Annotated in this window: 13 protein-coding genes and 1 pseudogene; 4 read left to right on the forward strand and 10 right to left on the reverse strand. The window is 63.2% G+C overall.

Annotated features, from left to right (window positions below; translation table 11 throughout):
• Nucleotides 1–13: 13 nt before the first annotated feature.
• On the reverse strand, nt 14–358 hold the full coding sequence (locus AC07RZ_RS06110; RefSeq protein ID WP_494667290.1) for a copper-binding protein: 345 nt from the start codon (nt 356–358) through the stop codon (nt 14–16).
• A gap of 404 nt (nt 359–762) precedes the next feature.
• On the opposite strand from AC07RZ_RS06110, the pseudogene AC07RZ_RS06115 reads away from it, so the two are divergent.
• Nucleotides 763–996: pseudogene (locus tag AC07RZ_RS06115) on the forward strand (nickel/cobalt efflux protein RcnA); the annotation flags it as partial.
• 22 nt (nt 997–1,018) lie between these two features.
• Here AC07RZ_RS06115 and AC07RZ_RS06120 read toward each other — a convergent pair.
• The gene (locus AC07RZ_RS06120) at nt 1,019–2,143 is read right to left on the reverse strand and encodes an MFS transporter (protein ID WP_494667498.1); all 1,125 of its coding nucleotides are present in this window, start codon (nt 2,141–2,143) and stop codon (nt 1,019–1,021) included.
• A 228-nt stretch (nt 2,144–2,371) separates the two neighbouring features.
• On the opposite strand from AC07RZ_RS06120, the gene AC07RZ_RS06125 reads away from it, so the two are divergent.
• Nucleotides 2,372–2,965, forward strand: a complete 594-nt coding sequence (locus tag AC07RZ_RS06125; RefSeq protein ID WP_494667291.1) for a glycine zipper 2TM domain-containing protein — start codon at nt 2,372–2,374, stop codon at nt 2,963–2,965.
• Nucleotides 2,966–3,028: 63 nt separating this feature from the next.
• Here the strand turns inward: AC07RZ_RS06125 and AC07RZ_RS06130 are convergent, their stop codons facing one another.
• From AC07RZ_RS06130 to AC07RZ_RS06160, 7 genes are all read right to left on the reverse strand, one after another.
• Nucleotides 3,029–3,376 carry a copper-binding protein gene (locus tag AC07RZ_RS06130; protein WP_494667292.1) on the reverse strand — a complete coding sequence of 116 codons (348 nt, stop codon included), beginning with the start codon at nt 3,374–3,376 and terminating at the stop codon, nt 3,029–3,031.
• A 26-nt stretch (nt 3,377–3,402) separates the two neighbouring features.
• The gene (locus tag AC07RZ_RS06135; RefSeq protein WP_494667293.1) at nt 3,403–3,888 is read right to left on the reverse strand and encodes a cupredoxin domain-containing protein; all 486 of its coding nucleotides are present in this window, start codon (nt 3,886–3,888) and stop codon (nt 3,403–3,405) included.
• Nucleotides 3,889–3,931: 43 nt separating this feature from the next.
• Nucleotides 3,932–5,323, reverse strand: a complete 1,392-nt coding sequence (locus AC07RZ_RS06140) for a copper oxidase (RefSeq protein ID WP_144738630.1) — start codon at nt 5,321–5,323, stop codon at nt 3,932–3,934.
• Between the two features lie 33 nt (nt 5,324–5,356).
• Nucleotides 5,357–6,772, reverse strand: a complete 1,416-nt coding sequence (locus AC07RZ_RS06145; RefSeq protein ID WP_494667294.1) for a TolC family protein — start codon at nt 6,770–6,772, stop codon at nt 5,357–5,359.
• A 128-nt stretch (nt 6,773–6,900) separates the two neighbouring features.
• The gene (locus AC07RZ_RS06150) at nt 6,901–7,332 is read right to left on the reverse strand and encodes a hypothetical protein (RefSeq protein WP_494667295.1); all 432 of its coding nucleotides are present in this window, start codon (nt 7,330–7,332) and stop codon (nt 6,901–6,903) included.
• 47 nt (nt 7,333–7,379) lie between these two features.
• Complete coding sequence (gene cueR, locus AC07RZ_RS06155; RefSeq protein WP_494667499.1) at nt 7,380–7,769, reverse strand: Cu(I)-responsive transcriptional regulator; 390 nt, start codon at nt 7,767–7,769, stop codon at nt 7,380–7,382.
• Nucleotides 7,770–7,773: 4 nt separating this feature from the next.
• The gene (locus AC07RZ_RS06160) at nt 7,774–10,203 is read right to left on the reverse strand and encodes a heavy metal translocating P-type ATPase (protein ID WP_494667296.1); all 2,430 of its coding nucleotides are present in this window, start codon (nt 10,201–10,203) and stop codon (nt 7,774–7,776) included.
• Between the two features lie 201 nt (nt 10,204–10,404).
• Here AC07RZ_RS06160 and AC07RZ_RS06165 point away from each other — a divergent pair, with 201 nt between their 5' ends.
• Entirely contained in the window at nt 10,405–11,010 is a 606-nt protein-coding gene (locus AC07RZ_RS06165; protein ID WP_494667297.1) for an amino acid synthesis family protein, read from the forward strand.
• 112 nt (nt 11,011–11,122) lie between these two features.
• A complete protein-coding gene (locus AC07RZ_RS06170) occupies nt 11,123–11,320 on the forward strand; it encodes a heavy-metal-associated domain-containing protein (RefSeq protein WP_494667298.1) in 198 nt (65 codons plus the stop codon).
• 89 nt (nt 11,321–11,409) lie between these two features.
• Here AC07RZ_RS06170 and AC07RZ_RS06175 read toward each other — a convergent pair whose 3' ends face one another.
• Nucleotides 11,410–12,078 carry an alpha/beta hydrolase gene (locus AC07RZ_RS06175; protein ID WP_494667299.1) on the reverse strand — a complete coding sequence of 223 codons (669 nt, stop codon included), beginning with the start codon at nt 12,076–12,078 and terminating at the stop codon, nt 11,410–11,412.
• Nucleotides 12,079–12,095 lie beyond the last annotated feature (17 nt).

Raw genomic sequence — 12,095 nt, forward strand, 5'->3', positions numbered from 1 at the left:
GATCCAGGGGAGATCAGCCGGCCAGCTCCAGGCTGACTATGGTCAGCGCGCCTTCGACCTTGTCGATGGCGAACCGGACCTTGTCGCCGGGCTTGAACTGCGCCAGCATGGCCGGATCGCCAGCCTTGAACAGCATGGTCATGGCGGGCATGCCGAAATTCGGGATTTGTTCGTGCTTGAGGGTGATCTTGCCGGTACCGGCGTCGAGCTTGAGGATTTCGCCGCTCACCATCGGCAGGGCAGTCTGGTCCGCCGGGGTGGTCTGCATTTCGGTGGTGTCGCTGGTGCTGGCCATGCTGGTCAGGGGCAGGCCGACGATCAGTGTGGTGAGGATGACGATTATCTGCAGGTATTGCATGGTCAGGGTCCTTTAAACTGCGCGATTCGATATCGCATTGCTAGGATGGCATAGGGCTTTCCGGGAATGATTTGTGGCATATGCGGGCGACCGGGCGCTTATCAAGCGTCGCCCTGAGGTATCGATACTCGGGTATGCGGGATAAAAAGTACCGGTTTTTTACAGCTCGTTACGAAATGCCAAAATGCTATTCTTGAAATGTTCGGCCTGAAATCCTGCCTGAAATCAACCTTCTTCCGAGCTGAGGCGCTGGCGTCGCGGCCTGGACGATGTGGCGTACCTGGCGCCAGCTGCGTTTTGCCGGGCATGGCCGTGGACATGATCATGGCAATGCGCGCGACGAAACCAAGCGTATCGACACCGGCCACGGCGTGGTGCGACTGGAACTATGCCGGGCTGGACGTTGCCTGCCGCTGAAAAAGATCGCGCTCGGCGCTACGCTGGTCCTGTGCTTCAGCATCGGCCTGACGCTGACAATGGTGCTGTCTGGCGCACTGGCGGCCCTGAGCGTGAAACATGTTTCCAGGCGCTGGAGCGGGTTTGGCGAGATTGCCCGGAAGGCGCCTTATTTTTCCGGCGCGTCGATCTTGCTGGTTGGTTTCTATGTCGGCTATCGCGGCTGGATCGCGATGCCTTGACAGGCGCATTCGCGGCGCAGGATCAGTTGTTGGCGCGCTTGATTGTCCCGGCGAGGCCTGCAAGCGCGGCCGCGCAAAACCCCGCGCCCGCAAAGAAGGTAAAAGATGCTCCCAGCCTGTCCCACAACAGGCCAGCCAGGAGGCTTGCCAGCAGCATCGCGATTCCGCTCACCAGGTTGAAGAAGCCATACGCGGTGCCGCGCAGGTCGGCCGGTGCGGCGTGCGCCACCATCGCCGCCAGCAGGCCTTGCGTGATGCCCATATGGATGCCCCAGAGAGCGACGCCGGCCAATACCACGCCCCAATGGCTGCTGCTTGCCAGAACCAGGTCGGCCAGGATAAGGACGGCCAGGCCGAGCATCAGCAGCGTTCTGTGATCCATCCGGTCCGAGAGCTTGCCGAACGGATACGCAGACAGGGCATAGATGACGTTCATCGCCACCATGACCAGCGGCACCAAGGCAAGCGGAATGCCACCCTGTTGCGCGCGCAGCACCAGGAACGCTTCGCTGAACCGGGCTAGCGTGAATACTGCGCCGATGCCGACTACCCACCAGTAAGAGGCGCCAAGCCGCTTCAGGTTGTCACGCCGGATCGGGTTGCTGCGCCTTTCTGTTTTCTGAGGTTCTGGCTCGCGCAAACCGAGGAAAAGCAGCACTACCGCCATCAAGCCGGGAATGACCGCGAGCCAGAACACTGCCCGAAAATCGTTGGCCCAGAGCAGCATCAGGCCGACCGCCAGCAAGGGACCAAGAAATGCGCCGACCGTATCGAGCGACTGGCGCAGGCCGAATGCCGCTCCCCGCAATTGCGGCGGAGTGATGTCTGCTACCAAGGCATCCCTTGGCGCGCCGCGTATGCCCTTGCCTACGCGGTCCAGGAGACGGGCTGACAGCACCATGCCCATGCCTGGAGCGAGGGCGAACAGCGGCTTGCTCAGCGCCCCCAAGGCATAACCGAACACTGCCAGTCCTTTGCGCTTTCCCAGGTAGTCGCTCAAGGTCCCCGAAAACACCTTGACGATCAAGGCGGTGGCTTCCGCCAGTCCTTCCACCAGCCCCACCGCGAGGGCACTGGCGCTGAGCGTGGTGACCATGAACAGCGGCAGCAGGCTATGGATCATCTCGGAAGAAATATCCATCAGCATGCTGACGAATCCAAGCACCCATACTCCAGCGGGAATCTGGTGCAGGACGGTTTTCCTGTTATCTGTTTTCAAGTCGGTGCTCCAGGGAGACAGGTGGCGGGAATCGATTTCAGCCGGGACAAGGCTACACCATGTTTCAATTCGAAACATCTGATACACAATCCGTATGTGCTGTCCGCAAGGCCGTGGGTAGAATCAACTCAACATCAACGGTCTAAGGAGAATCAAATGGAAGCCAGCACAACCACCGCACGTTTGCACCCATTGGTCGCCGGCGCCGCCGGCTCGCTCATCTTGGTGAGCCTGCTTGGCGTCGCGGCGATTACCGGTTTCCTTCCGAGTTCCCGCGGCACTCCGGCCGCGGCGCAATCCCCGGACATCGCACAGGCAGCGCAACAGCCGCTTGCCGGCAACGGCGCCGCAGCACCGGCAGCCGTTGCTGCGGCGGCCGGCGCACCGGTACTGGTGCAGACCGCAAACGGCTATCAATACATGCAGCCGGTGGCGGCGCCTGCCGTCGCGGGATACCAGGTTGAACCGGCCAATATTGCGCCCAAACAGAAAACCATAGTGCATCACGTGTATCGCACCAGCAGCCCTTCGTATGCGCAGAATGCACCGGCGCCGCAATACCAGGCTCCGGCTGAACCGGCCCGTCCGGTATCGCAGGTCAGCCCGCTGGGGATCGCTACCGGCGCGGTAGTCGGCGGATTGCTGGGGAACCAGGTTGGCAACGGCCGCGGCCGTACGCTGGCGACAGTCGCCGGGGTTGTCGGCGGCGGTTACCTGGGCAATACGGTTGCCAAGAATTACGGCTACTGATCCAGATGCCGCGGTCTGACAAAAAGAGCCCATGCGGGCTCTTTTTCTTTGTGCTGATGACGCTTACTCGACAACCTGCATTTTTGTGACGGTCAACGCGCCGTTGGCTTTTTCAGCGGTGAAGCCGATCTTGTCGCCCGGCTTCACCTGGTCCAGCAGCGCAGGATCGCTTACGCGGAAAACCATCGTCATCGGCGGCATGCCCAGGTTCGCCAACGGGCCGTGCTTGATGGTGATCTTGCCGGCTTCCTTGTCGATTTTCCTGACTTCGCCGCTCGACATGGCCGCGGCATCGGCGGGCGCCGCCGTGGCCTCGGCCTGGCTTGCTTCTTGTGCGGTTGCGGAGGATGCGTGGAACGAGAGCGCCAGCGGCAACGCGCAGGCTGCAATTAAAATGGAACGGGTTTTCATGGGTTTCCTTTGTCTGTTTGAAGAAATTATCTGACGACGATGTTGCCGCGCATGCCGGCTTCAAAATGACCTGGCTGCAGGCAGGCGAAATCAAACCTGCCGGCCTTGTTGAACTGCCATATCAATTCGCCGCTTTTACCTGGATCGAGCGATACCTGGTTAGGATCCGAGTGCTCCATTTCCGGGAATTTCTGCATCAGCGCGGCATGCTCCTTCAATTCCTTGATGGATCCCAGCACCATTTCATGCTTGACCTTGCCGGAGTTCTTGACGATGAACCTGACGGTATCGCCGCGCTTGACCGAGATGGCCGCCGGCGTGAAGCGCATCGTGTCGTTCATGTCGATTTCCATGGTTTTCGACACTTTGCCGGGGTCTCCCGGCTTGCCCATCGACGACGCATGTTCGTCATGGGTTTGCGCCGCGCCGCTGCCGGCCTCGTCGCCATGGGCGAGGGCGTTGGCTGACAACAGCGATAGGGCCAGGCTTGAGGCGATCAAAACGGATTTCATAAAAATTCCTTTCAGTTAAAAAGAGAGTGTTGTGTTGCTGTGGTTAATGGTTGTCATGCGAGCCGGGTTTGATCACTTTTAGAACCTTTTCACCCGGCTTGGCCGCCATGCGCCTGGCGTCCGGCGCCCGGGCCGCCTCCGGCATGGCCGCCTCGCCGCCTTTCCATTCGTAGGCCAGGGTGCCGGCAGGGTGCCTGTACCAGCCGGGATCCTTGTAATCGTTGCCGGCCAGGCCCTTGCGCACTTTCAGCGTGGTGAACATGCCGCCCATCTCGATGCCGCCGAACGGGCCGCTGCCGGTCATCATCGGCAGGGTGTTGTCCGGCAGCGGCATTTCCATCTCGCCCATGGCGCCGCCGGTTTCTCCCATCGCCATGTAGTCCGGCACCAGCTTGTTGATTTTTGCGAGGACGTCGCGCTGGTCGACGCCGATCATGGTCGGCACGTCATGGCCCATTGCATTCATGGTGTGATGCGATTTGTGGCAATGGAAAGCCCAGTCGCCGAGTTCGGTGGCGTCGAATTCAATGGCGCGCATCTGGCCGACGGCGATGTCGGCGGTGACTTCCGGCCAGCGCGAAGCCGGCGGCGTCCAGCCGCCATCGGTGCCGGCGACCACGAATTCATGGCCGTGCAGGTGGATCGGATGGTTGGTCATGGTCAGGTTGCCGACGCGGATGCGCACCCGGTCGCCCTGGCTGCACACCATTGGGTCGATGCCCGGGAAGGCGCGGCTGTTGAAGGTCCACAGGTTGAAGTCGAGCATGGTGCTGGTTTTCGGCGTGTAGCTGCCGGGATCGATGTCATAGGCATTCAGCAGGAAACAGAAATCGCGGTCGGCGCGATGCTGGCTGGGGTCTTTCGGATGCGTGATCCAGAAACCCATCATGCCCATCGCCATCTGCGTCATTTCATCCGCATGCGGGTGATACATGAAGGTGCCCGGGCGTTTTGCGATGAATTCGTAGACGAAGGTCTTGCCCGGCTGGATGCCCGGCTGGGTCAGGCCGGTGACGCCGTCCATGCCGTTCGGCAGCCGCTGGCCGTGCCAATGCACGCTGGTGTGCTCGGGCAGCTTGTTGGTGACGAAGATCCGTACCCGGTCGCCTTCGACCACCTCGATGGTCGGGCCGGGCGACTGGCCGTTGTAGCCCCACAGGTTGGCCTTCATGCCCGGCGCGATTTCGCGCACCACCGGCTCGGCCACCAGGTGGAATTCCTTGACGCCGTTTTTCATGCGCCAGGGCAGGGTCCAGCCGTTCAGGGTGACCACCGGATTGTAGGGCCGCCCGTTGGGTGGAGAAAGCGGCGGCTGCGTGGCCGCGCCGGCCATCGTTACGGCTTCGGGCAGGGTTGCCGCACCGGCCCGGCTGACCAGGCTGGCGCCGATGGCGACGGCGCCGGCGCCGCTCATGAAATTTCTGCGTGACACCATGATGTCTATCCTTGTATTTGCATTAAGCGTTGGTTAGTCGGCAGCCGCGACGGCGGAAGTGCCGGGTTTGCTGTCGGCCGCTGTCGATGAACGGCCGGTTTGCGCCATTCTCAGCGCCGAGTCGGCGATCCAGAAATCGCGCAGCGCTTCGATTGCGCCATTGACGCTCCGGGCTTGCTCTCTGGCGTCCGCGAGCAATGTGAAAACGCCGATCAGCATGCCGTTGTAGCGCAGCATCTGTTCGTCCGAGATGCGTTTCTTGAGCGGCACGATTTCATCGCGGTAGCGGCGCGCGATATCGTAGGAGCTGCGATAGGCGGCATACGCTTCCCGTACTTCGGAGCGGGCGTTGACGGCTAGCTCCGCCGAACGGTTCACGGCTTCCATGTACAGCGCTTCGGCTTTCGCCACCCGTGCGCCGCCCCAGTCGAACAGGGGAATCTCGAGCTGGATCGAATAACCGTTCTCGCGCGACGGGCCTTGGTTGTAGTTGTTGTGCATCAGGCCAAGGTCGAGGATGTTGATGAAACGCGTCGCCTTGGTCAGCCCCAGGGAGCCGGCCAGGCCGGACAGCTCGCGCTTGGCCATCATGATGTCGAGCCGGTTTTGCATGGCTTGCGCTTCGATGTCGGCGATCTCTTGCGGCGCTTTCGGCAAGTCCGGCAACCGCTCCGGTAGCTGGAACGCGGCCTGCTTGCCCCACAGACCGAGCAGGCGGGTCAGCTTTTCGCGTTCGGCTACCTGTGCCTGCGCCGCGCGCGCCAGCTGCACCGTGGCGTCGGCATGGAACGACTGCTCGCGCGCCTGTTCCAGCCTGCTCCAGTTGCCGGCCGCCGCCATCTTGCGCGCCAGTTCGGCGCCGGCCTCGGCGGCAAGCTTGACCTGTTCCATGTATTTGACGGTTTCCTGCGCCGCCACGGCGGAGAAATAGGCGTGGCGTGTTTCGTCGGCGACCGCCAGTGCGTCGCCGGCGGCGCGGAATTGCGCCTGCTCGAAGCGGCGGCGCTCGATCTTGCTGGCGAACGGCATGGTCAGCAGGCTCATCACGGGCAGCATCAGGGAACGGTCGATTTCGATATCGTCGCCGCGGCGCAGGCGGCCGAAGGAAAACGACGGATTGGGGATGCGTCCGGCTTGCACCAGGTCCGCTTCGGCGATGCCCAGCCCGCTGTAGCTGGCTTGCAGGCCCTTGTTGTTGAGCAGCGCGATCTTGACCGCATCGTCGACGCTCAGCGGTTTGGCCAGCAGCGGCGCGATGGTATCGGCGACGCTGGCGGCGTCGTCTTCCGACTTGACCCATTTGATGTCCTGGCCGCTGCGTTCCTTGACCAGCGCCTGTACCGGCGAGTAGCCGCCGTCTGGCGACAGCGAGGCGCAGCCGGCCAGGACGAGCGGAAGCAGCACAGTGGCGGCGCGGATCGCGCGCCTCGTAGTGAGGGTAAAAATCATGATGTCCTCGATGATGCAATGCGAATGGAATGCGGACGCGCAGGCAGGCGCACGCCGCAAGCGGCGGCAGGATTCAGGCGTTACGGCTGCAGGCGGCGATGGCCCGGGACCGGTGCTTCAATCCTGGATCAGATGGCGAGGGAATGCGGAGGCCGTTCGAGGCCTTCCGGGAAGTACGCGGTGAATTGCTGGTCTGGCTGCGCGCCTGTTTCCAGCCCGGCCGGCAGCGGCGCCACCGGATCGAGCGCAGGAGGAGCGCTGATGGCGCTGCTCAGGCAGCAGGATGCGCAGGCGCTGCATTTGCCGGCACCGTCGTGGTGATGGGAATCACCTGCAGGCGAATCGCTGCTTGATGCCTGGGAAGCATCGGCAGCATGATGCTGGCTTGCCGCAAGCTGGTCATGATGATGGTGTTGCTGTCCCTGCACCTGATGCATGTCGTGCCGGCTGGCCGGCTGATGTCCCGTGCCGCAATCGAGCATGGCGGACGATGCAAAGCCTTGCATGGGCAGAGCAAAGGCCAGGAGCCAGAGGATTGCGATCTTGAGGAAACGGGACATGGACGCCAGTATAAGTCAGAAATAAAAGGCTAACAATGCAAGGGATGTCATTGCCGGGCAAGGCCTTCAAGGATAGGGCAATCCGGGCGGTCGTCGCCGTGGCAATGGCAGGCCAGCTGCTCCAGCGTCGCTTTCATGGCTTGCAGTTCCTTGATCTTGTCGTCCAGTTCGGCAATATGCGTCAGCGCCAGCTGCTTGACCTTGCTGCTGGGACGCGACTGGTCCAGCCAGAGGCCGATCAGTTCGGCGATCTGCTTCATCGAGAATCCCAGCAGGCGGCCCTGGCGGATGAACCGCAGCAGATGGATATCGCGCTCGGCATAAGTACGGTAGCCGCCGTCGCTGCGGCTGGCTTTCGGGATCAGGCCGGTTTCTTCGTAGTGCCGGATCATCTTGGCCGAGACGCCCGAGGCTTGCGCGGCATCGCCGATATTCATGGCGTTAGTCGACATGTGTGGTTTCCTTTGCAGAAGCAGGGCGCCAGCGGCGCAGCAGCAATGCGTTGCTGACCACGCTGACGCTGCTGAACGCCATTGCGGCGCCGGCCAGCACCGGGTTGAGGTAGCCCAGGGCTGCCAGCGGAATGCCGACCAGGTTGTAGATAAAGGCCCAGAACAGGTTCTGGCGGATCTTGCTGTAGGTGCGGCGCGAGATGTCGATCGCGTCCGCCACCAGGCCCGGGTCGCCGCGCATCAGCGTGATGCCGGCGGCCTGCATGGCGACGTCGGTGCCGGTCGACATGGCGATGCCGACATCGGCGGCGGCCAGCGCCGGCGCATCGTTGATGCCGTCGCCGACCATGGCGACCACGGCGCCGCCGGCCTTGAGGTCGGTGATCACCCTGGCTTTCTCGGCCGGCAGGATTTCCGCGTGGATTTCGCTGATGCCCAGCTGGCGGCCGACGCTATTGGCGCTGCCGTGGTTATCGCCGCTCACCATGGCGACCCGCAGCGACAGGTGCTGCAGCTGCCGGACCGCGGCCTTGGCGGTTGGCTTGATTTCATCGCCAAAAGCCAGCAGGCCGGCCAGCGCGGGCGATCCATCGGTTCCTGCGGCGAGCCAGGATACGGTGCGGCCCTCGGCTTCCAGCTGCGCGGCCTGGCTCGCCAGAGGGGCGAGGTCGACGCCCAGTTCCTGCATCCAGCGCGAACTGCCCAGGTAGCACTGGCGGGCGCCGACGCTGGCTTGTATCCCGCGCCCGGCGACGGCCTGCACCTTGCTGGCGCTGAGCACGGCCGGCAACCCTTTTTGCTCGGCGGCGGCGATCACGGCGCGCGCCAGCGGATGTTCGCTGCCGCGTTGCACCGCCGCGGCCAGCGCCAGCAAATCATCGCTTGCATCCGGCGCGCTCGGCAGCAAGGCCAGCAGCGCCGGATGGCCGATCGTCAGGGTTCCTGTCTTATCAAAAGCCACCACGCTGATGCGATGGGCGATTTCCAGCGCTTCGGCATCCTTGATCAGGATCCCGAAGCGGGCTGCGATGCCGGTGCCGGCCATGATCGCGGTCGGCGTCGCCAGCCCCAGCGCGCAAGGGCAGGCGATCACCAGCACGGCTACCGCGTTGAGCAAGGCTTGCTGCCAGTCGCCGCTGCCCAGGCCCCAGCCCAGCAAGGTGAGGGCGGCGATCAGCAGCACCACCGGCACGAACACCGCGCTGACCTGGTCGACCAGGCGCTGGATCGGCGCCTTGGCGGCCTGCGCGTGTTCCACCATGCGGATGATGCGCGCCAGCGTGGTTTCGGCGCCGATCGCAGTGGTGTTTACCAGCAGCAAGCCGGCGCCGTTGATGGCGCCCGCGGTCACCCGGTCGTGCTGCTGTTTTTCCACCGGCAGGCTCTCGCCGGTCAGTAGGGATTCGTCGACCTGGCTGCTGCCTTCCAGGACTACGCCGTCGACGGCGATGCGTTCGCCGGCGCGCACCACCACGACATCGCCGAGTTGCAGGGCAGCGATGGCAATGTCGCGGTCGAAGCCGTCGCGCCGCACAGTGGCGCGTTCCGGCCGCAATGCATTGAGCGCCCGGATGGCGTCGGCAGTCTGGCGCTTGGCGCGGGTTTCCAGCCATTTGCCGAGCAGCACCAGGGTGATGACCGCCGCCGACGCTTCAAAATACAGGTGCGCCATGGCGCCGTGCCCGGCCGCCAGCAACAGGTACAGCGACAAGCCGTAGGCGGCGCTGGTGCCGAGCGCCACCAGCAGGTCCATGTTGCCGCTGCCGGCCTTGAGCGCGCGCCAGCCGGCCCGGTAGAAACGGGCGCCGAGCCAGAACTGCACCGGCGTCGCCAGCGCCAGCTGCCACCAGCCGGGCAGGGCCCAGCCGGCGCCGAACGGCATCAGCAGCATCGGCAGCACCAGCGGCAGGGTAAACAATGCCGCAACGGCGACTGGCCACCAGCTCGGCAATACGCTCTTGGCGGCCGATGCTTCTGGCGTCGATTTGGGCAGCGAAGCTTCATAGCCCGCCGCCTTGACCGCCGCGATCAGTTTGTCGACCGGCACTACGCCGGCGGTGCCCAAGGTGGCTTTTTCGCTGGCCAGGTTGACCGCCACGGTCTGCACGCCGGCCACCTTGAGCAAGGCTTTCTCGACCCTGCCGACGCAGGAAGCGCAGTTCATGCCTTCGATATCCAGCGTGATTTCCTGCTGCCTGACCTGGTAGCCGGCTTTTTCCACCGCGGCCACCAAGGGACCGATGGTGCTTGAACCGTCGGCCTGCACGGTGGCCAGTTCAGTCGCCAGGTTGACGCTGACCTCGCGCACGCCGGCCACCTTGCGCAGCGCCTTTTCGACATGGGACACGCACGACGCGCAGCTCATGCCGTCTATCGGTAACTGGAATTCTGTCGCTGGGACTGCGCTGGTGCTGCTCATGGCGGGCTCGGTTTGCATGGTGGCGATGACTGCATGATCCACCTTCCCATGATGGGAAGGTCAAGCACAATTTTAACAGCCTGTCTTTTGCGCTGCCAAAAGCTCTACCGCATATACGCAATGCGCTATGCGGCAAGGGGCTGCGGCAAGCTAGGATTCCTGTCCGCTCGATTTTCTTCAACAACTTGCCAGGAAAGCACCATGACCAAACCAGCCAATTTCGAGAATTACCATATCCGCAAGTGGTACACCCAGATCGACGACACCCTGGCCAACGAAAGCGGCGTGCTGGCCGACGGCAGCCCGCTGCGCAAGATCGTGATCGCCGCCGCCATCCACAATCCCTATGCCGGCCGTTTCAGCGACAGCCTGGAGCTGATCCTGGCCGATTCGCCGGCGCTGGGCCATGAGTTCGGCCGCCGCATCGTCGCCGCGCTGGGCCAGGACCAGGTGGAAAGCTACGGCAAGGCGTGCATCGTCGGCATCGGCGGCGAATACGAGCACGGCAACGCCTTCCTGACGCCGGCCATGGTGATGCCGATCCGCGCAGCCATCGGCGGCGGCAAGGCCTGGATCCCGTCTTCCGGCAAGCGCGGCGTGCCGGGCGCCGAGCTCGATATCCCGCTGGCGCACAAGCATGCTTTGTACGTGCCGTCGCATTACGACACCGTCACCACCCAGTTCTTCGATGCGCCGAACGCCGATGAAGTCGTGGTGGCGTTCGCCGTGGCGACCCGCGGCCGCCTGCATGCGCGGCTGGGCGGCTTGAAAGCCAGTGAAATCGAAGGCAAGAACGGCTTGAACTAAGCGGTTTGCGGCGGCTGCCGGGGATCTCGGTCATTTATTGTCGGCTGGTGCTTGACCTTGCTACGATGGGAAGGTTTATAGTTGAATCAGGTAACCAACGGAGCAAACGGAAATGATCGAATTCAATGTGCAGGACATGACCTGCGGCCACTGCGCCGGCCGCATCACCAAAGCCATCAACGGCGTCGATGCAGACGCCAAGGTGGAGATCAAGATAGAAGGGCGGACGGTGTTGGTTGACAGCAAGGCGAGCGCAGCCGAACTGGCCGAAGCAATCCGCGATGCGGGATACACGCCGCAAGTGGCCTGATATTTTCCCTCCATGGAAAAAGCCGAGGGGCTAGCCCGCACAGCGAGCTAGCCCCTCGGCTTTTCTCATGGATTGGCCAGGCGCCGGGTTCAGGCCAGCACGCGGCGCAGCCAGTTGCCGATGTCGGCAACTTCTTCCGCGCACACCGAATGCGGCATCATGTATTCATGCCATTCGACCTGGTAACCCAGCTGTGCCAGCAAGTCGCGCGATTTTTCCGCGCGGTCGATCAGCACTACCGGATCGCCGCGGCCATGGGCCTGGAAAATCGGCGTGTGCTGGTTGGCGGCATGGCGTTCGGCGGCGGTCTTGTCGCTCAGCGGCAGGTAGCCGGACAGGCACATCAGGCCGGCCAGTTTGTGCGGATAACGCAAACCGGTCTGCAGCGCCATCGCGCAGCCTTGCGAGAAGCCGGCGATCACGATCTTGTCGGCAGCGATGCCGAGCGCGATCTGTTGCGCGATCAAGGCTTCGATTTCGATTTGCGATTTGCGCAGGCCGGCTTCATCTTCGCGCCGGATCAGGTCGGTGGTCAGGATGTCGTACCAGGCCGGCATCACGTAGCCGTTGTTGATGGTCACCGGGATGGCCGGCGCGCTCGGGAACACGAAGCGGATGCCGGGGCAGCCGTCCAGGTCCAGTTCTTTCACGATAGGAACGAAGTCGGAGCCGTCGGCGCCGAGGCCGTGCATCCAGATGACCGCCGCGGTTGGCGTTTCAGAAGTAGCGATTTCCAGGGTTTCGAGGGTGCTTGGCATGGGGTGGTCCGGATAGA

It is taken from the genome of Collimonas sp. GW821-FHT07E08, assembly GCF_059418905.1.

What these genes read in the sequence shown, in the direction of transcription:
- AC07RZ_RS06175 (WP_494667299.1), bottom strand. Translation starts at nt 12,078, where the DNA reads ATGCCAAGCACCCTCGAAACCCTGGAAATCGCTACTTCTGAAACGCCA.
- cueR (WP_494667499.1), bottom strand. Translation starts at nt 7,769, where the DNA reads ATGAATATCGGCGATGCCGCGCAAGCCTCGGGCGTCTCGGCCAAGATG.
- AC07RZ_RS06170 (WP_494667298.1), top strand. Translation starts at nt 11,123, where the DNA reads ATGATCGAATTCAATGTGCAGGACATGACCTGCGGCCACTGCGCCGGC.
- AC07RZ_RS06160 (WP_494667296.1), bottom strand. Translation starts at nt 10,203, where the DNA reads ATGAGCAGCACCAGCGCAGTCCCAGCGACAGAATTCCAGTTACCGATA.
- AC07RZ_RS06135 (WP_494667293.1), bottom strand. Translation starts at nt 3,888, where the DNA reads ATGAAATCCGTTTTGATCGCCTCAAGCCTGGCCCTATCGCTGTTGTCA.
- AC07RZ_RS06150 (WP_494667295.1), bottom strand. Translation starts at nt 7,332, where the DNA reads ATGTCCCGTTTCCTCAAGATCGCAATCCTCTGGCTCCTGGCCTTTGCT.
- AC07RZ_RS06165 (WP_494667297.1), top strand. Translation starts at nt 10,405, where the DNA reads ATGACCAAACCAGCCAATTTCGAGAATTACCATATCCGCAAGTGGTAC.
- AC07RZ_RS06110 (WP_494667290.1), bottom strand. Translation starts at nt 358, where the DNA reads ATGCAATACCTGCAGATAATCGTCATCCTCACCACACTGATCGTCGGC.
- AC07RZ_RS06125 (WP_494667291.1), top strand. Translation starts at nt 2,372, where the DNA reads ATGGAAGCCAGCACAACCACCGCACGTTTGCACCCATTGGTCGCCGGC.
- AC07RZ_RS06130 (WP_494667292.1), bottom strand. Translation starts at nt 3,376, where the DNA reads ATGAAAACCCGTTCCATTTTAATTGCAGCCTGCGCGTTGCCGCTGGCG.
- AC07RZ_RS06120 (WP_494667498.1), bottom strand. Translation starts at nt 2,143, where the DNA reads ATGCTGATGGATATTTCTTCCGAGATGATCCATAGCCTGCTGCCGCTG.
- AC07RZ_RS06145 (WP_494667294.1), bottom strand. Translation starts at nt 6,772, where the DNA reads ATGATTTTTACCCTCACTACGAGGCGCGCGATCCGCGCCGCCACTGTG.
- AC07RZ_RS06140 (WP_144738630.1), bottom strand. Translation starts at nt 5,323, where the DNA reads ATGGTGTCACGCAGAAATTTCATGAGCGGCGCCGGCGCCGTCGCCATC.